We start from the raw sequence: 18,146 nt of genomic DNA, 5'->3' as shown, positions 1-18,146 counted from the left end.
GGAAGTACTCAAGAGGCTGAAGAGGCGCCCCTGCTAAGGGTGTAGGTCGGGTAACCGGCGCGAGGGTTCAAATCCCTCCTTCTCCGCCATACATAATTTAGGCCCGTTGGTCAAGTGGTTAAGACACCGCCCTTTCACGGCGGTAACACGGGTTCGAATCCCGTACGGGTCATTTAAAGCACACTCAAGATTGTCAAACAACTTGAGTGTGCTTTTTTTCCCTTTTACACTATTTTCATCTTTCGCTATGTTTACGAACAATCAAAGAATTTCGATTTACTACCTCTCATAGACGTTGGCAATTTTAATGTGATAGTAAACCAAATATAAAGAACTAAATCTTCATAAAATACTTGTACCGAAATATCAATAATAGGGTGGTGGTCAAATGGAAATTATAGATTTGCATTGCGATGTCTTAGAAAAGCTCTCCCGAATGGAGGATGTTCAGTTTCGCAAGGATTCCAGATTACATGCTAGCTTAGAGAATTTACAGAAGGGAAATGTGAAGGTTCAAGTTTTTGCAATCTTTATCGAGCCGCATATTCCCCAAGAACAGAAATTTTATGAAGCAATCCGTCAAGTAGAAGCATTTCAAAATAAAGTTTTAAGTGAGCCTGAGATGGTCCATATCACAGATTGGAAACAGCTAAATGAACTACAAGAAGGAGAAATAGGGGCAATTTTAAGTTTAGAAGGTTGTGATTGTATCGGTGATGATCTTCATAAGCTAAAATTATTACTTGATGCTGGAGTCAAATTGGTTGGGTTAACTTGGAATTACGAAAATGCTGTTGCATATGGTGCATCTGAATCTCCAGATAAAGGATTAAAGCCTTTTGCACAGCAAGTAATTCAATTACTAAATGAGCGTAACGTAATTATCGATGTCGCCCACCTTAATGAACAAGGCTTTTTTGATCTACTTCCTTTAGCCAATAATTTGATTGCAAGTCATTGTAATGCACGAGCACTTTATGACCATCCCAGAAATTTAAGTGATGAGCAGATAAGACAACTTGTAAAACATGGTGGACGAATACATGTCGTCTTTTATCCACCATTTATTAATCATAACAATGAAGTAACAACCATTAAACATTTAGTGAAACATATTATGCATATTGCTTCACTTGTTGGCATTGACCATATTGGTTTTGGTTCTGATTTTGATGGTATTGATTTGACTGTAGAAAAGTTAACAAATGCATCAGAATATCCAAATTTAATTCAAGCTTTAACTGAAACTTTCACCACTGAAGAAATTGAGACAATGGCAAGTAAAGGGTTTATGCAATATATATCAAAAGTTGGAATGCGTTAGAGTTTTTCCTAGCGCATTTTTTTATTGGATAAAATTGCACCTAAAATACTCAAAGTCATGATAGCAATATTCTATATGCTCTTTAGATGTTATGATAGAATAGATAGTGAAATAATGAAGTTTATTTAAAAACAGATGAAGCATTTCTGTTATTTTTAAGGGAATAATAAAACCCCATAAGTAAAACATCAACTCGTCCTAATGGGTCGAGTTGTATTTTATTGCTTTTTTAACGGAGGGAAATTTCATGCATCAGAAGTGGCTACAATCCACTGAAGTAGAAGTAGGGAATGTCAACAAAGCACTAACCTTCTACATTGAAACGATTGAAGTAAGTCGACTATCAGCATTAGCATTTTTTGCAGCTGGTGAGCAGAAATATAAAGGACAACGATTTTTTTGGCAAAATCGCGAAAAAACATTAACATTGGTTGGGCTTGGGCATGCATATGTCATCAAAAATAATGCAGGACACAATCGCTTTGACCTTATAGAAGACGAATGGAGAGAATTAACCAAAAACATTATTAAGGAGGAAAGTGAACCTCAGCCTATTTTATTTGGTGGTTTTACTTTCGATCCTAATAATGAAAAAAATGGAGAATGGGATAATTTCCCTCAAAGTTTGTTTGCTGTTGCTACATATCAGCTTGTGATTCGTAATGACAAAGCATATATAAGCGTTCATTTAGTGACGGACAAGGCAAATAGTTTACAAGAATTTGATGCGATGCGAATCGAACGGGATGATTTAATTCACGCAGCACAAGTAAAAGAACTTAAGACATACGAAAAACCTGTCATGACGAATTACTTGGAATTAAAAAAGCAGGACTATTTACAATCAATTGAAAAAGTAACGTCCTTAATTAAAAATAAAAAGGCTGAAAAGGTGGTCATTGCAAGAACCTTGGAAATGGAGTTTGCCGAGAACCTGTCATCACCTCAAGTATTATCTCATGTTATCAATGAGCAGCCAGAAAGCTATTTATTTGGATTAGAACAAGATGAGTTACTATTCTTTGGCGCATCGCCTGAACGTCTTGTAAAAGTGAAGGATGGCTATGCTTATTCTTCTTGTGTAGCAGGATCTATAAAACGAGGAAAAACAGCTGATGAAGATAAACAGTTCGGGGAAAATTTATTACAAGATGCAAAAAATCTTGGTGAACATCGCTATGTTGTTGAGATGATTGCTGAGACATTTGCAAAAAATTGCACCGAATTTAAAGTGCCTAAACATCCAAAGCTTTTAAAAATTCGTGATATCCAGCATTTATATACCCCGGTAGAAGGAAAATTGAACCATAATGCGACGATACTACAGCTCGTGAAAGACTTGCATCCAACTCCTGCATTAGGTGGCGTACCTAGAGCAGAGGCTTTATCGATTATTCGAAAATACGAAACGATGAATCGTGGTTTGTATGCAGCACCGATTGGATGGCTTGATGCTGAGGGAAATGGTGAATTTGCCGTTGCAATTCGTTCTGCAGCACTTATCAAACATAAAGCCTATTTATATGCAGGTGGCGGTATTGTGGCCGACTCAGAGCCAACTTCCGAATATGAAGAGACTTTAGTGAAATTCCGTCCAATGTTACGAGCGTTAGGAGGACAACTGAGTGAGTGAGCGTGAAATTTTAACTCATTATGTTTATAAAATGGTGGCATCATTAATTCAAAACGGAGTACAGGATGTTGTAATTAGTCCAGGGTCACGTTCTACACCACTTGCCTATGCTTTTGCGTCAACTAAAAATGTAAAAACTTATCGACAAGTAGATGAACGTTCTGCAGCCTTCTTCGCGTTAGGGCTTGCAAAGGCTAAGAATCAACCAGTAGCACTTTTATGTACATCAGGTACTGCTGCTGCTAACTATTACCCTGCTATTGTCGAGGCAAAATATGCTCGTGTTCCATTAATTGTGCTAACGGCAGATCGACCACATGAATTAAGAGAGGTTGGGGCACCACAAGCAATTAACCAAATTCGTTTATATGGTGAACATGTAAAATGGTCAGCTGATTTTCCGATTCCAGATGAAGCACCACAAACTTTGCCATTTATCGAACGTCATATTGCGCGTGGAGTAAATATCGCAAAAACGAGTCCATATGGGCCTATCCACTTCAATGTTCCGTTCCGTGAGCCATTGCTTATTGAATTTCAAGAGGAATTACCAGTGGGAACCTTTAAAAGTAGTTATTCCAGTGATCTTGTACCATCTAAAGAAGCAGAAAATCTGTTAGCGGCTACGATTAATGAAACAAGAAAAGGTTTTATTATTATTGGTGAGCTCGCATTAGGTACAGATCTAAAATATTTGTGGTCTTTTATACGAAAACTACAATGGCCAGTTTTAGTTGAAAGTTTATCAAATTTACGAACAAATGTGCCTGAGGATTGTGAACAATATATTATTTCAACCTATGATGCATTATTGAAAAGTAAGGCATTTAAAGAGAATGTAGTGGCTGATACTGTTATCCGATTTGGTGCGCAACCAGTTTCAAAATTTTTAACGATTTTCTTAACTGAAACAATGCCGAAAGATTTTATTGTAATTGATGAAGACCCAATGTTTAGAGATTCAACAGCAGTATCGACTCATTTTATTCATGCTTCAATCGGCAGTTGGTTAGAAACAACATTGCAGATTGAAAATACCCTTGACTTTCATTATTTAACTCATTGGCAAAAAGGTGAGGAAATTGCTCGTAAACATATTCAAACACATGTAGAAATCGAGAGTGATGAAGGTGCGATTGTCCGAAAAATTATCGAAAGCTTACCGTATAAAAGTGACCTTTTTGTTAGTAGCAGTATGCCGATCCGTGATATTGATACATTTTTACTTCCAACAGATAAAGATCTACAAGTCTTTGCAAACCGAGGTGCAAACGGAATCGACGGTGTAATGTCCACAGCTCTTGGATTTAGTCATGGAAGATGCGACCGAGAGATGTATTTATTAATTGGAGACTTAGCCTTTTTACATGATGTGAATGCGTTAATTGCAACACGTTATCAGCAATGTAAAATAACTGTTATTGTATTAAATAATGATGGGGGCGGAATTTTCTCGTATCTTTCACAATCAACTGTTGAACAATATTATGAAGACCTATTTGGTACACCAACTGCTCTTCAGTTTGAAGAAGTGGCGAAAATGTATGATATGGAATATGTCCAAATTAAAGACTTTAATGAGTTGGATAAGTTCTTTGATAATGAAAGGCAAAAACCATTACGATTAGTTGAGATTTATACAGATCGTGGTCAAAATGTGAAATCCCATAAAAATTTATGGCAACGAATTCACGCGGAGTTAGAACAATGATTGTTAGAGGTATAAACATCAATTTTCGTCGATGGAATGAAATGGCGAAAGAAACAATTGTTTTGCTACATGGCTTTACAGGAAGTGTTGCTACATGGGAAAAAGTAGCTCGTCTAATTCCAGAAAACTATCATATTGTGGCCGTTGATTTAATTGGGCATGGCTTATCAGAAGCTCCTACAAATCTTTCATTGTATTCAATGGAAGAACAAGTGGAAGTACTCCATGAACTTTTTAAAGAACTCCAATTATCAAACTTCACTTTACTAGGTTATTCACTAGGTGGGCGTGTGGCATTATCCTATGTTGCAAAGTATCCGAGTGAAATAAAACAGCTAATTTTAGAAAGTGCTTCTCCTGGATTAAAAACAGAACAAGAACGAGAAGCTCGCCGTATTTCGGATGAAAAATTAGCAGATGAAATACTTCAAAATGGTTTGCAAGCTTTTGTAGAAAAGTGGGGGAATATCCCTCTTTTTCAATCGCAAAAAAACCTTCCCGAAGAAGAACGAAAAAAAATCCGGGAAGAACGATTGTCTCAAACTGAAATTGGTTTAGCTAATAGTTTACGTGGTATGGGGACAGGAGCACAAAACTCCCTTTGGACAAGCTTAAGCATTATCACAAAACCAGTTACATTAATTACTGGTTCGATTGATGAGAAATTTTGTAAAATAGCTCATCAAATGAAAGAATTATTACCCAATGCCGATCATATAGAGATTCGTGATGTTGGTCATGCAATTCATGTGGAAAATCCGACATTATTTGCTACAATAGTAGAGGATGTCTTAAAGAAATAGGGGGTATTTTGATGACTCGTGAATGGACAAGTTTACATACTTACGAAGATATTAAGTATGAGTTCTATAACGGTATTGCTAAAATTACAATTAATCGTCCAGAAGTGCGCAATGCATTCCGTCCAAAAACAGTTGAGGAAATGATTGATGCGTTTTCGCGTGCAAGAGATGATAAAAATGTTGGTGTGATTATCCTTACAGGTGAAGGTGAACATGCATTCTGTTCAGGTGGCGACCAAAAAGTGCGCGGCCATGGCGGTTATGTAGGTGAAGATGAAATTCCTCGCCTAAACGTATTAGATTTACAACGTTTAATTCGTGTAACACCTAAACCAGTTGTGGCGATGGTTGCTGGATATGCAATTGGCGGCGGTCACGTATTACATGTTGTATGTGATTTAACAATTGCTGCAGACAATGCTCGCTTTGGTCAAACTGGGCCAAAAGTTGGTTCATTTGATGCAGGTTACGGTTCTGGTTATTTAGCTCGTATCGTAGGTCACAAAAAAGCTCGTGAAATTTGGTACTTATGCCGTCAGTACGATGCGCAGCAAGCACTTGAAATGGGCTTAGTAAACACAGTAGTACCTTATGAACAATTAGAAGACGAAACAGTAAAATGGTGTGAAGAAATGCTTGAAATGTCACCGACTGCACTTCGCTTCTTAAAAGCTGCTATGAATGCCGATACGGATGGCTTAGCTGGGTTACAACAAATTGCAGGGGACGCAACGCTTCTTTACTATACAACAGATGAAGCAAAAGAAGGCCGCGATGCTTTCAAAGAAAAACGTAAACCAGACTTTGGTCAATTCCCAAGATTCCCATAAAAAGTTACTAAACCGTTTCATATTTTTATGAGACGGTTTTTTTGTTTAGTGTTATAGTAATAGTAGTAGCATGTTTAATTTCAAAATGGTATTTTTTAAAATACAGGAGCGGCTGAATATGAATCAATCACTTAACAACGGAAATTTAGCAAAACCGTCGAAAATTGATTATAAATCTCTTTTTAAATTAAATACAGATGGCATCGTAACGTTAAATATTCATGGAAATATTTATGATGGAAACATTGCTGTGGAAAAGTTAAGTGGCCGTACAATACAAGAGATGATACATACGAGTTTTTTGGATTATGTTGTAGAAGAAGATAAAAAAGATGCTTATGAATGTTTTAAACTCGCAATAAATGGAACATCTAAAGAAAGTAAGTTTGTGTTTATCCATAAAAGCGGCGAATTAATACCTTGTGTTGTGAAATTTATCCCAATGGTAGAGACTAATATTGAAAAGGGATTATTTTTAGTCATAAAGGATGCGCGGGTTTTTGATTATTTATCTACTAAATATCGAGAGAGCCAGCTAAACTTTAAAATTATCGCTGAAAATGTTCAAGATGTTATTATTCTAATGGACGATCAGAAAAATTATTTATATATCTCTCCTTCTAGTGAAGTAATGTTTGGTTATGATTCAAACCATAATAATCACGTAAAAAGAGAGCCGTACTTTAATATTCATCCAGACTATCTTGAATTAATCGACCAAAGTTTTAACAATGCAATTGACAATGGAATACCATTTAGTATAACTTTAAAAGCTCTTCATATGACAAAAGGTTGGATATGGACGCAGCTTACGGGAACGCCTGTGTTTGATAAAGATAAATTTAAACATATCGTTTTAGTTGCTAGAGACATTACATTACAAAAAGAAAATGAAGAGAAATTAACTTATTTAGCCTTCCACGATTCATTAACAGGTCTACCAAACCGTCGTTTCTTTGAAATTCGATTACGAGAAACAATTGAGAAGTTAAATGTAGAAGGAGAAACTTTTTCTTTACTTCTTTTTGATATTGATAATTTCAAGGAGATTAACGACAGTTGGGGCCATGAAGCTGGAGACCAAGTGATCCAAGAGTTTGCGAAACGAATTCAAGGGATTGTTGCAGACGATGGGGTAGTAGCCAGACTTGGTGGTGATGAGTTCGTTGTTATCTTATATCATATTCAATCTGAGAATGAAGTAGAGAAGTTTATTGCTAAAATTCAGCAAGAAACTATAAAGAAAATCGTAACTGATAAGACAGAAATCACAATGACCTCGAGCATTGGGGCGACGATTTGTACAACGAAAAATAAGGATGAATCTTACTTCATTAATAGTGCTGATGTGGCATTATATAATGTGAAAGAGAAAGGGAAAAATAGATACCATATTAATTTTTCTTAAGTATGGACTGTTCCAATTCTGGAACAGTTTTTCTTTGCGTAATGGGCATGGAACGTCCATAAAGGCAAAGTTAGTACTTTAATTCTTAATAGCGATATAATATAACTATTGGAGGGATTCATATGTATCCAAATTGGATTTTACAAAGAGCCTATTTAACTCCTACTCGGGCTGCTCTAACATTTGGCAACAATAGTTGGACATTTGATCAAATAAAAGAAATCTCATTGAATCGAGCTGAGCAATTAGCAGCTTTAGGCATTCAACATAAACAACGAATTGCATTATTGGGTCCAAGCCAGCCCCGCCTAATTTTTATGATGTATGGTTGTATGCATCTTCAATGTGAAATGGTGATGTTAAATCGTAAACTATCAAAAGCAGAACTGGAATATCAAATACAAGATGCTGAAGTAGAAGTAGTGCTAGTTGATGAAACAGACGTTGATATACTACCAGCAAACATTCAAAAACTCACTTTTTCTACAATAGAAGAAAGCAAGGGAGTAAAGGTTGATATAGCACATGATTGGCCAGTTGATCAAACGATTACAATCATGTATACATCAGGGACAACGGGTTTCCCAAAAGGCGTACGACAAACTGTAGGAAATCACCAATCAAGTGCACTATCTTCTGTTTTAAACATCGGCCTAACAGAGGAAGATGTATGGCTTTGTGCGTTACCTTTATTCCATATTAGTGGGTTTTCCATCCTTGTACGATCTTTGTTGTACGGAAATGAAGTAAAATTATATGAAAAATTTGATAAAGAATGTGCAGTACAGGATATTGCAGAAGGTAGAGTAACGCATATGTCAGTTGTAGCGGTTATATTAGAGAGAATTTTACATGGTTTAGAAGAGAAACAACTAAAAGCCTCACCAAAGTTTAAAGTAATGCTCCCTGGTGGTGGACCAGTACCAAAGAAATATTTAGAACGTGCACACCAACTAGGTATTGCCGTATGTCAAACGTATGGTATGACAGAAACATCTTCACAAACTGCAACGCTTTCCAATAAGGATGCCCTTAGAAAACTTGGTTCTGTTGGCAAACCGCTATTTTTCAATCAAATAAAAATCGATGCAAACGAACAAGGAAGAGAAGGAGAAATTCTTATTCGTGGTCCCCATGTAACACCAGGGTATATTGGTCGATTTGCTGAAAAAAGCCCAACTATTGATGGTTGGTTACATACTGGAGATATTGGTTATTTAGATGAAGAAGGATACTTATATGTTGTGGACCGCCGATCAGATTTAATTATTTCAGGCGGAGAAAATATTTATCCCGCTGAAGTTGAAAATGTTTTAATGGGGCATGATGCTATTCGTGAAGCCGGAGTTTGCGGAATAGAAGATGAAGTATGGGGACAAGTACCAATAGCGTTTATCGTTCTTAAATCCGATATTAGTGAAGAAGAACTTCAAAAATACTGTTTAGAAAAACTAGCTAAATATAAAATTCCTAAACAATTTTATGTTGTACAAGAATTACCTCGAAATGGTTCAAATAAATTAATGAGAAGAAAATTAAAAGATTTATTATAAAAAGGTTCGTCTCCCAAACGTTTTTGAGAGGCGAACCTTTTGTTATTGTAATGCTTGTCGCAATGTATCGATATTTTTTTCCATTAGAGTGATATAAGTTTCGTTGTTAGTAATATCTTCTTCTGTTAAAACACTTAAGTTATGAAGAGTAAGCGCTTTTGCCCCTACTTCATTTTGTATAATTGTTGATAGTTTTGAAGAAATATTTTGTTCGAATAAAATATATTCAACGTTTAAGTCTTTTGCTAGGTTAACAATTTCAATAAGCTCTTTTTGTGATGGTTCACTTTGAGAATTAAGTCCAGCAATCGCAACTTGTTTTAAACCATATTGTCCAGCAATATAGCCGAATGAAGCATGAGAAACAAAGAATGTTTTGTTTGGGACTTCGGATACCATGTTTTCAAAATCTGAATTTAATGAATCTAGTTCAGAGATTAATTGGTTATAGTTTTCGTTAAAGGATGCTTCTTGGTCTGGTAAAGCAGTGACAAGTTCATCTTTAATTGACAATGCTAAATCTTTTGCAATGATAGGCGATAACCAAACGTGGGGATCAATATCTCCGTGTTGATGATCTTCGTGTTCTTCATGATGGTCTTCTTCCGTTTCAACAACAGATGTATGTAAATGTTCTTCTGCAATCCTATCAGCTGTTGCAACTAGTTTAACATTTTCATTGGCTAATGTTTTTTGAGCATTTTCAACAAATCCTTCTAATCCTAGCCCGATATAAAAGAAAAGGTCTGCATCTGCTAGTTGCATCATATCTTTTTGTGTTGGCTCAAAAGTATGCTCATTGGATCCAGGTGGGTAAATAGATGTAACCTCTACATAATCGCCGCCAATTTTTTGTGCGAAATAACTTAATGGATAAACTGTTGTATATATATTAAGCTTTTTAGATTCGTTTTTTGCTGCGGATTCATTTTCAGTAGTGGTGCTATTACATGCAACCAAAAATAGTGATAATATCGAAAAAAGTAGTAAAATAGATAACTTCTTCAATAAATAACACACCTTTCTAAATAGTAATAATTACGATTTGTATTTTTAACATTCTCAATAATACAGGAAGATGAAAAAAAAGACAATAAAAAAAGCCCTTCGAATCTACTTTTTTTTCGAAGGCCATTTTTCTGGAACGGGATCCACTCCACCTGGATGAAGCGGATGACATTTTAAAATTCGAGTTGTAGTCAAAATAAATCCTTTTATTGCACCATGTTTTTGAAAAGCTTCTAGACCGTAATGAGAACACGTAGGATAAAAACGGCAAGAAGGTGGCGTCATAGGCGAAATAAACTTACGGTAAAATTTTATTAACCAAATAAATAAATATTTCATTTGTCTTTTAACTCCTCATGAGTAGACATACTTTCTTGTGGTTTTGGATCAACCGTTTGGGTAAAAAATCCTTTTTTCTTGTTTTTTATAAAAAGAATAGCACCAATTATTAGAATAAAATAAATAACTCCAACTAAAACAATAATTGCTAATGTAATGTCCATTGTATTCACCTCTACTAGTATAGTATAAAACATTTTCATTTATAGCGAGTGTTGGGATTATGAACTTTATGGCAATATTCATCATCATGTTTAAATGTCTAAAGTTGGGTTATAGTAAATGTGACATGATTTGAAGGCGGATAAAAAAATTCAAATTATGGACAATTTATCCACCCGAAAATTCAGATATAATTTAATTGAAAATAATTTTCATTAAATCAAACTACTTATGAGGTGATTATTATGGCAAAAACGTTAATTGAACAATTAAATGATTTAGTCGCAACTTGGTCTGTTCTTTATACGAAGTTACACAATTATCATTGGTATGTAACAGGACCTTCATTCTTTACACTACATGCAAAATTTGAAGAACTTTATAATGAAGTAACGTTAAATTTAGACGAGGTAGCGGAGCGTATCCTTTCTAAAGGTGGTAAACCAGTTGCAACAATGGTAGAGCATCTTGAAATGTCTCATATTAAAGAAGCAACTGGTGCAGAGTCGACAGAAGAAATGGTGCAAACAACAATTACTGATTTTAAAACAATTATGTCTTATTTAAAAGAAGCAATGGAACAAGCTGCAGAAGAAGGCGATGACCGGACAGAAGATATGTTAAATGCAACGTACCAAAGCTTAGAAAAACATACTTGGATGCTTACTGCTTTTTTAGGAAATAACCAATAAACTCTTCAAACACGGTTCATATTTTTGGACCGTGTTTTACATTTATGAATAGGCGTGATTTGTTCGCAACATACTTACATAAAAGGAGTGATTTTTATCGATACTACAATTTATGTGAATGTCGCAAATCAATCTTACAGCTATGTTCCTTTAGGTGAAGCATGTGAATTCAAACTCAAGATGGATAGTGAAAAGGCAAGAATTTTTGAAAATTTATTTTTACAGTTAAATTCATTGGAGTTTGATAATTTGGTTCGAGCTCATCTTCCATATATTCCATATCATTTAGATGAGGAAAATGATGAAATCGATACAAGATTAAAGAAAGTCTATGCGCTCATCCATGAATTTGGCGATGAAAATACAAAGCAGTTTGTTGAGCAATTACCGTATTTCCATTGATTATGAAACATCCCTTCGATAGACTATGAGTATCTATTGTGGACAAAAGTATTGTATTTACTTCACCCACAGTTATTTATGTACCTAGGAGCTGAACGAAGGGATGTTTTCTTTTATTGATGAAAATGGCTGTCGTGTAGATTTAAGATTTGACGCAGGGCCTTATGAAATTACACCTAAGCATGTGTTAGTGTTGGTGCAGTACGATGGGAAATGGCTGTGTACCATTAATAAAAAACGTGGAGTCGAGTTCCCTGGTGGAAAAGTTGAATCCGGTGAAACATTAATTCAGGCGGCAATACGTGAAGTATACGAAGAAACTGCAGTACATATTACAGATATAAAATGGTTTGCCTATTATGTCGTTCATGACAAAGTGCCATTTGGAAAAGTAGTGTTTACTGGAAAAGTTCAAAGTATTGATGAATTTATTGAAGAACATGAAACTTTAGGAATGACTTGGCTAACAACTGAGGAATTGTGGAATCATCCAAATTTAAGTTTTTATATGAAAGATGAAGGTATGAAAAAGATGCTACAGGAAGTGAAAAATCATGAAAGACAATGGTAGTATTGAATCAATCCGAAATTATCCATCACCAAACCCAAATGTTTTAATGTACGAAATTTTGTATTGGTCACAAGGATTAAGAGTGAAGGGATTACTCGCAAAGCCAAAGCTAGAAGGAAATTATGATGCGCTGCTTTACTTAAGGGGCGGTTTACAATTTGTCGGTATGGTTCGACCTCCGCGTATTGCTCAATTTGCTTCCCAAGGATTTGTCGTTTTTGCTCCTTATTACCGCGGAAACCGAGGTGGTGAAGGAAGAGATGAAATGGCAGGCGATGATCGATATGATGCCATATACGCAGCAGATGTGTTGAAAAATTTTGTAGATGTAAAGGATGTTCATCTCTTCGGTTTTTCAAGAGGAGGATTGATGGCTTTATGGACGGCAATTTTACGAAATGATATAAAGTCGGTAGTCACTTGGGCAGGAGTTTCTAGTGTAACGAGCATGTATATGGAACGAGTTGACATGAGAAGAACATTAAAACGAATAATCGGTGGTTCTCCAAATAAGGAACAAGAGAAATACGATGAAAGAACGCCATTATTTAAAGTAAATGACATTAATGCACCGGTCCTCCTTATCCATGGAACAGAGGATGATAATGTAAGTATACATCAATCTTATGACCTCGAGAAAAAGTTGATAGAAGAGAATAAACAGGTCGAAACATGGTATTCTTCAGGTTTAGGTCATCACTATCCACCGAATGTAAACCGAAAAACGGTTAAAGCACTATGTGAATGGATGAAAAGTAGATAACAATTGTTAGACGTAAAAGAGCCATTTCCCGTATATAAGGAAATGGCTCTTTCATTTATGATATAAAGTTTATAAAACATTATGTCGATTTTTGCTTGATACTATTATACTAAAGGTCCACCATTTTTCAAAATTTCTGCAGAAACATTAGAGAACTTTTTGAAGTTATCTTTGAATAAGTCTGCTAAGTATGAAGCTTTTGCGTCATATGCAGCTTTATCAGACCAAGCATCTCTTGGATTTAATACTTCGCTAGGTACACCTTCAATTTCTCTTGGAATGTGTAATCCAAATACAGCATCTTGAGTTGTTTCAACATCGTTAAGTTTGCCGTCAATTGCTGCACGAACCATAGCACGAGTATAAGAAAGTTTCATACGGTTACCAACTCCGTATTCTCCACCAGTCCAGCCAGTGTTCACTAAGAATACTTGTGATCCGTGTTCATCAATTTTTTGCCCTAGCATTTCAGCATAGCGAGTTGCTGGAAGCGGTAAGAATGGTGCTCCGAAGCATGTAGAGAATACAGGTTCTGGAGAAGTAACTCCACGTTCTGTACCTGCTAATTTTGATGTGAAACCACTTAAGAAGTGATACATCGCTTGTTCTTTTGTTAATTTACTGATTGGAGGTAATACGCCAAAAGCATCAGCAGTTAAAAATACGATTGTTTTTGGATGACCTGCAACAGATGGTGTTACAATGTTTTCAATATAATGAATTGGATATGCTACACGTGTATTCTCAGTTAATGAGCCATCATCGTAGTTAGGAATACGAGTATCACGGTCAACTACAACGTTTTCTAAAACAGATCCAAAACGAATTGCATTGTAGATTTCAGGTTCTTTCTCAGCTGAAAGGTTGATTGTTTTTGCATAACATCCACCTTCAATATTGAATACTCCATTGTCTGACCAACCGTGCTCATCGTCACCGATTAGCTTACGATTGCTGTCGGCAGATAAAGTTGTTTTACCTGTTCCAGATAAACCGAAGAATAATGCAACATCGCCAGCTTCTCCAACGTTTGCTGAACAGTGCATTGCGAAAATATCACGTTCAGGTAATAAGTAATTCATAATTGTGAAAATAGATTTTTTCATTTCACCAGCATATTCAGTACCACCGATTAGAATAATTTTCTTTTCTAATGATACAATAATAAATGTTTCAGAAGCTGTACCATCTACAGCTGGGTCAGCTTTAAATGTTGGTGCTGCAACAATAGTAAATTCTGCAACATGAGAAGCTAATTCTTCTTCTGTTGGACGGATGAATAATTGATGACAGAAAAGATTGTGCCAAGCATATTCGTTCACTACTTGAATTGAAAGTTGTGAATCTTTATCAGCACCAGCAAAACCTTTGAATACATAAAGCTCATCTTTTTCTTTTAAATAATTAATAACTTTTACATATAGGTTATCGAACACTTCAGCAGAAATCGCGCGGTTTACACTGCCCCAATCGATTTTGTCTTTTGTGCTCTCTTCTTCTACGAAATATTTATCTTTTGGAGAACGTCCTGTATATTTACCTGTTTCGGCAACAATTGCACCGTCAACAGTTAGAGCTGCTTCTCCACGTGATGTAGCTTTTTCCACTAATTGTGGTACTGATAGTTGAACTTTAATATTCCCGCCGTTTAATAATTCCTTCAGTTCATTCGCAATTTCTACTGAATTCATCGATTAAATACCATCCTTTTTTCAGAATTCCCACTGTAATGGGATGTTTGTTTAATTTCAAAAATAGTATAACACATTGAATTAAATAATCTATACTATTCATAAATTATTTTTTAATTTTTAAACTTTTAAAGAAATCAACATATATAAATTGACAATAGACGATCAATTCCGTAATATGTTGAATTGAACGGATACTCTTATCCCGAGCTGGTGGAGGGTCAAGGCCCTATGAAGCCCGGCAACCTGCATTTATTATATAAAATAAATGCGATGGTGCCAACCTGATGCAAGGGAAAATCCCTTGAACGATAAGAGTGAAAGGTACTGTATTTACAATTCCTTTTACTCATGGCTTTTATGTGAGTGAAGGAATTTTTTTTTTGAAAAAAGTACAAAATGAACATAATATAACAATTATTATGCGCCTTTCGATATCCTCGTGTTAATGAGCAGTAACGGCTTGGAGTCCAACCTTCATGTGCGGACTTAACATGGGTAATGAGTACCGTATCAAAATCGAGAATGAATCTCGTATAGATCTTAGGAGGAAACCAAATGACAAACCGTCGACTGTTTACATCAGAAAGTGTAACAGAAGGGCATCCGGATAAAATTTGTGACCAAATTTCCGATGCAATATTAGATGCAATTATAACTGAAGATCCAAATGCGCGTGTAGCTTGTGAAACAACTGTTACAACTGGGTTAGTGCTTGTTGCAGGAGAAATTACAACTTCTACATATGTGGACATTCAATCAGTCGTTCGAGATACAGTAGCTAAAATTGGCTACACTCGAGGAAAATATGGCTTTGATGCTGAAAATTTAGCAGTACTAACTGCGATTGGTGAACAATCTCCTGATATTGCTCAAGGAGTTGATCAAGCTCTTGAAGCGCGTGAAGGATATATGAGCGATGAAGATATTGAAGCAATTGGTGCAGGAGACCAAGGCTTAATGTTCGGATTTGCATGTAACGAAACTCCTGAACTTATGCCGCTACCGATCAGTTTAGCCCATAAATTATCACGTAAATTAGCTGAAGTGCGTAAATCTAAGGAAATCCCGTATTTACGTCCAGATGGAAAAACACAAGTAACGGTAGAATACGATGAAAACAACCATCCAATTCGAATCGATACAATAGTTATATCCACACAACACGATGAAGATGTAACATTAGAACAAATTCAAGAAGATTTAAAAGAAAAAGTGATTCGTGAAGTCGTTCCTCGTGAATTAATTGATGAAAACACAAAATATTTCATTAATCCAACTGGTCGATTTGTAATTGGTGGTCCAAAAGGTGATGCAGGATTAACAGGACGTAAAATAATTGTAGATACTTACGGTGGATATGCGCGTCACGGCGGCGGAGCATTTTCAGGGAAAGATCCAACAAAAGTTGACCGTTCTGCTGCTTATGCTGCCCGTTACGTTGCTAAAAATATTGTAGCTGCAGGTCTTGCTGAACGAGCTGAAGTGCAATTAGCATATGCAATTGGGGTTGCTCGTCCTGTTTCGATTTCAATCGATACATTCGGAACTGGTAAAGTTGCAGAAAATCAATTAGTGGAATGGGTAAGTGAATTATTCGATTTACGTCCTGCAGGAATTATTAAAATGCTTAATTTACGTCGACCAATTTATAAACAAACTGCTGCTTATGGTCATTTTGGTCGAACAGACTTAGATGTTCCTTGGGAAAATACAGACATTGCTGAAAAATTAAAAGCTAAAGCTGGTTTATAAATAGAAAAATGCAGGTGGGGAAGTTGCTCACCTGCATTTTAATATTCTTTCTATTATATAATTACTTTTGCAGGGACTTATAATATTGCCCCTTCTCAACATATTCCCGGATAATACGATCCATATCTTCTCGATCATCTGCTGTGATTTCTCGAACAACTTTTGCAGGTCTGCCCATAGCTAAAGAGTTCGCTGGAATTTTTTTGCCTGGGGGAACTAAACTACCCGCCCCAATAAATGCGCCTTCTCCAATTTCAGCACCATCTAACACGATGGAACCCATTCCAATTAATGCACGTTTTCTAATTACACAGCTATGTAATGTAACTTGGTGTCCGATAGTCACTTCATCTTCAATAATTAACGGATTATTTGGACTTTGATGAAGGCAGCTTAAATCTTGTATACTAACACGCTTTCCAATGTGTGTTGGTGCTACATCTCCGCGAATTACGGTATTAAACCAAATAGATGAATCTTCACCAATTGTCACATCACCAGTAATTGTGACATAATCAGCTATAAATACAGATGGGTCTATTTTAGGATTTTTATCTTTAAAAGGGTAAATCATCGAAAATCTCCTCGTTTCTAAGTATGATATATATGCTTATCGTAACAAAATAAACTCACAATGAAAAATATTAATGGTATGTATGCCCAAAGTATGATGTTTGGGTAGGAGGCGAAGTTATGTGGAAATGGGAAACAGATGAACATGCAAAAGCAGTGGTTGTTATTATACATAGCGCATTTGAACATCATCGTTGGTATGCATGGTTAATTGAAAAATTGCGCACAGAAGGATATCACATCGTTATGGGGGATTTACCCGGTCATGGGGAACAAGCAAAGTTTGTAAGAGTGCATGACGAAGCAATCAACGAGTATATCACCTATATAAAACTGTTAATGCAAAATGCTCTTTCCTATGAGCTTCCTGTTTTTATTATTGGGCATGGTTTTGGTGGGCTACTCGCCATTGAATTTCTAAAGAAAAAAACAGTGGAATGTGCAGGACTTATTTTATCCTCTCCATGGCTTCACTTAAGAAAAACAACGAGTTTAATTACAAACGCGTTAACAAGTATTGGCACCCTTGCACCAAACAAAAAAATTTCATTAGAATTTGAGAAAAAAATGTTAACTCGAAATTTGGAAGGGTACACAGAAATGATTGATGATGTTCCTTATCATTCAAAAGTTACAGGAGGATGGTATAAGGATGTACAGCAATTAATGAAAAATTTAACGACGGAGCAAGAACAAAAGTTAACTTTGCCGATTTTATTAATGACGGCACAGCAAGATAAAATAACAGACCCGGCGATCTCAAAAAAATGGTTGTTCGTCCAAAATACTTCCGAATTGCAATATAAAGAATGGGCCTATAACTACCATAATTTATTTCATGATAATGAAAGAGAAGAGGTATTTTTGTATTCGAAAGACTTTATGAACAATGTTCTTCGCTCGCTGGGATATATTGTAAAATAATTAA

At 35.8% G+C, this 18,146-nt stretch carries 18 protein-coding genes, 1 tRNA gene and 1 riboswitch; of the genes, 14 read left to right on the top strand and 5 right to left on the bottom strand.

What is annotated here, in order from left to right:
- The first annotated feature begins 100 nt into the window (after window positions 1–100).
- From CRO00_RS07015 to CRO00_RS06980, 8 genes are all read left to right on the top strand, one after another.
- Window positions 101–172: transfer RNA gene (locus tag CRO00_RS07015), tRNA-Glu, on the top strand.
- A gap of 216 nt (window positions 173–388) precedes the next feature.
- Entirely contained in the window at window positions 389–1,324 is a 936-nt protein-coding gene (locus tag CRO00_RS07010; RefSeq protein WP_097072967.1) for a dipeptidase, read from the top strand.
- 247 nt (window positions 1,325–1,571) lie between these two features.
- The gene (locus CRO00_RS07005) at window positions 1,572–2,957 is read left to right on the top strand and encodes an isochorismate synthase (protein WP_097072966.1); all 1,386 of its coding nucleotides are present in this window, start codon (window positions 1,572–1,574) and stop codon (window positions 2,955–2,957) included.
- On the top strand, window positions 2,950–4,668 hold the full coding sequence (gene menD, locus CRO00_RS07000; RefSeq protein WP_097072965.1) for a 2-succinyl-5-enolpyruvyl-6-hydroxy-3-cyclohexene-1-carboxylic-acid synthase: 1,719 nt from the start codon (window positions 2,950–2,952) through the stop codon (window positions 4,666–4,668). The genes CRO00_RS07005 and menD overlap by 8 nt, the downstream gene beginning before the upstream one ends.
- Complete coding sequence (gene menH / locus CRO00_RS06995; protein ID WP_097072964.1) at window positions 4,665–5,471, top strand: 2-succinyl-6-hydroxy-2,4-cyclohexadiene-1-carboxylate synthase; 807 nt, start codon at window positions 4,665–4,667, stop codon at window positions 5,469–5,471. Before menD ends, menH begins: the two co-directional genes overlap by 4 nt.
- Before the next feature lie 11 nt (window positions 5,472–5,482).
- Entirely contained in the window at window positions 5,483–6,301 is an 819-nt protein-coding gene (menB, locus tag CRO00_RS06990) for a 1,4-dihydroxy-2-naphthoyl-CoA synthase (protein WP_097072963.1), read from the top strand.
- Window positions 6,302–6,419: 118 nt separating this feature from the next.
- A complete protein-coding gene (locus tag CRO00_RS06985) occupies window positions 6,420–7,709 on the top strand; it encodes a sensor domain-containing diguanylate cyclase (RefSeq protein WP_161946628.1) in 1,290 nt (429 codons plus the stop codon).
- Window positions 7,710–7,831: 122 nt separating this feature from the next.
- Entirely contained in the window at window positions 7,832–9,262 is a 1,431-nt protein-coding gene (locus tag CRO00_RS06980; RefSeq protein WP_097072961.1) for an o-succinylbenzoate--CoA ligase, read from the top strand.
- A 42-nt stretch (window positions 9,263–9,304) separates the two neighbouring features.
- On the opposite strand, the gene CRO00_RS06975 is transcribed toward CRO00_RS06980, so the two are convergent.
- The 3 genes from CRO00_RS06975 to CRO00_RS20090 all read right to left on the bottom strand — a co-directional run bounded on the left by CRO00_RS06975 (window position 9,305) and on the right by CRO00_RS20090 (window position 10,773).
- Window positions 9,305–10,270 (bottom strand): metal ABC transporter solute-binding protein, Zn/Mn family, encoded by a 966-nt coding sequence (locus CRO00_RS06975; protein WP_097072960.1) that lies wholly within the window; start codon window positions 10,268–10,270, stop codon window positions 9,305–9,307.
- Window positions 10,271–10,375: 105 nt separating this feature from the next.
- Window positions 10,376–10,609, bottom strand: coding sequence for a membrane protein insertion efficiency factor YidD (gene yidD / locus CRO00_RS06970; RefSeq protein WP_097072959.1), 234 nt, complete (start codon window positions 10,607–10,609; stop codon window positions 10,376–10,378).
- On the bottom strand, window positions 10,606–10,773 hold the full coding sequence (locus tag CRO00_RS20090) for a hypothetical protein (RefSeq protein WP_161946627.1): 168 nt from the start codon (window positions 10,771–10,773) through the stop codon (window positions 10,606–10,608). Before CRO00_RS20090 ends, yidD begins: the two co-directional genes overlap by 4 nt.
- Window positions 10,774–11,016: 243 nt before the next feature.
- Between CRO00_RS20090 and CRO00_RS06965 the strand changes: the two genes are divergently transcribed.
- From CRO00_RS06965 to CRO00_RS06950, 4 genes are all read left to right on the top strand, one after another.
- Complete coding sequence (locus CRO00_RS06965) at window positions 11,017–11,463, top strand: Dps family protein (protein ID WP_097072958.1); 447 nt, start codon at window positions 11,017–11,019, stop codon at window positions 11,461–11,463.
- A gap of 114 nt (window positions 11,464–11,577) precedes the next feature.
- Window positions 11,578–11,865: a transposase gene (locus CRO00_RS06960; protein ID WP_237658343.1), complete on the top strand. Its 288-nt coding sequence runs from the start codon at window positions 11,578–11,580 to the stop codon at window positions 11,863–11,865.
- A gap of 103 nt (window positions 11,866–11,968) precedes the next feature.
- Window positions 11,969–12,436: an NUDIX domain-containing protein gene (locus tag CRO00_RS06955; protein WP_097072956.1), complete on the top strand. Its 468-nt coding sequence runs from the start codon at window positions 11,969–11,971 to the stop codon at window positions 12,434–12,436.
- Window positions 12,420–13,199 (top strand): alpha/beta hydrolase family protein, encoded by a 780-nt coding sequence (locus tag CRO00_RS06950; protein ID WP_097072955.1) that lies wholly within the window; start codon window positions 12,420–12,422, stop codon window positions 13,197–13,199. The genes CRO00_RS06955 and CRO00_RS06950 overlap by 17 nt, the downstream gene beginning before the upstream one ends.
- Before the next feature lie 104 nt (window positions 13,200–13,303).
- Here CRO00_RS06950 and pckA read toward each other — a convergent pair whose 3' ends face one another.
- A complete protein-coding gene (pckA, locus tag CRO00_RS06945; protein WP_097072954.1) occupies window positions 13,304–14,890 on the bottom strand; it encodes a phosphoenolpyruvate carboxykinase (ATP) in 1,587 nt (528 codons plus the stop codon).
- A gap of 197 nt (window positions 14,891–15,087) precedes the next feature.
- A riboswitch (SAM riboswitch) is annotated at window positions 15,088–15,208 on the top strand.
- A 240-nt stretch (window positions 15,209–15,448) separates the two neighbouring features.
- Between pckA and metK the strand changes: the two genes are divergently transcribed.
- Window positions 15,449–16,645, top strand: coding sequence for a methionine adenosyltransferase (metK, locus tag CRO00_RS06940; protein WP_097072953.1), 1,197 nt, complete (start codon window positions 15,449–15,451; stop codon window positions 16,643–16,645).
- 61 nt (window positions 16,646–16,706) lie between these two features.
- Here metK and CRO00_RS06935 read toward each other — a convergent pair whose 3' ends face one another.
- The gene (locus tag CRO00_RS06935; RefSeq protein WP_097072952.1) at window positions 16,707–17,219 is read right to left on the bottom strand and encodes a gamma carbonic anhydrase; all 513 of its coding nucleotides are present in this window, start codon (window positions 17,217–17,219) and stop codon (window positions 16,707–16,709) included.
- A 119-nt stretch (window positions 17,220–17,338) separates the two neighbouring features.
- On the opposite strand from CRO00_RS06935, the gene CRO00_RS06930 reads away from it, so the two are divergent.
- Window positions 17,339–18,142 (top strand): alpha/beta hydrolase, encoded by an 804-nt coding sequence (locus CRO00_RS06930; protein ID WP_097072951.1) that lies wholly within the window; start codon window positions 17,339–17,341, stop codon window positions 18,140–18,142.
- Window positions 18,143–18,146: the final 4 nt, after the last annotated feature.

This window comes from Ureibacillus xyleni, assembly GCF_900217795.1.
Taxonomy (GTDB): domain Bacteria; phylum Bacillota; class Bacilli; order Bacillales_A; family Planococcaceae; genus Ureibacillus; species Ureibacillus xyleni.
Note: the sequence above shows the minus strand (reverse complement) of the source record. Positions and strands in the feature narration are given on the sequence as shown.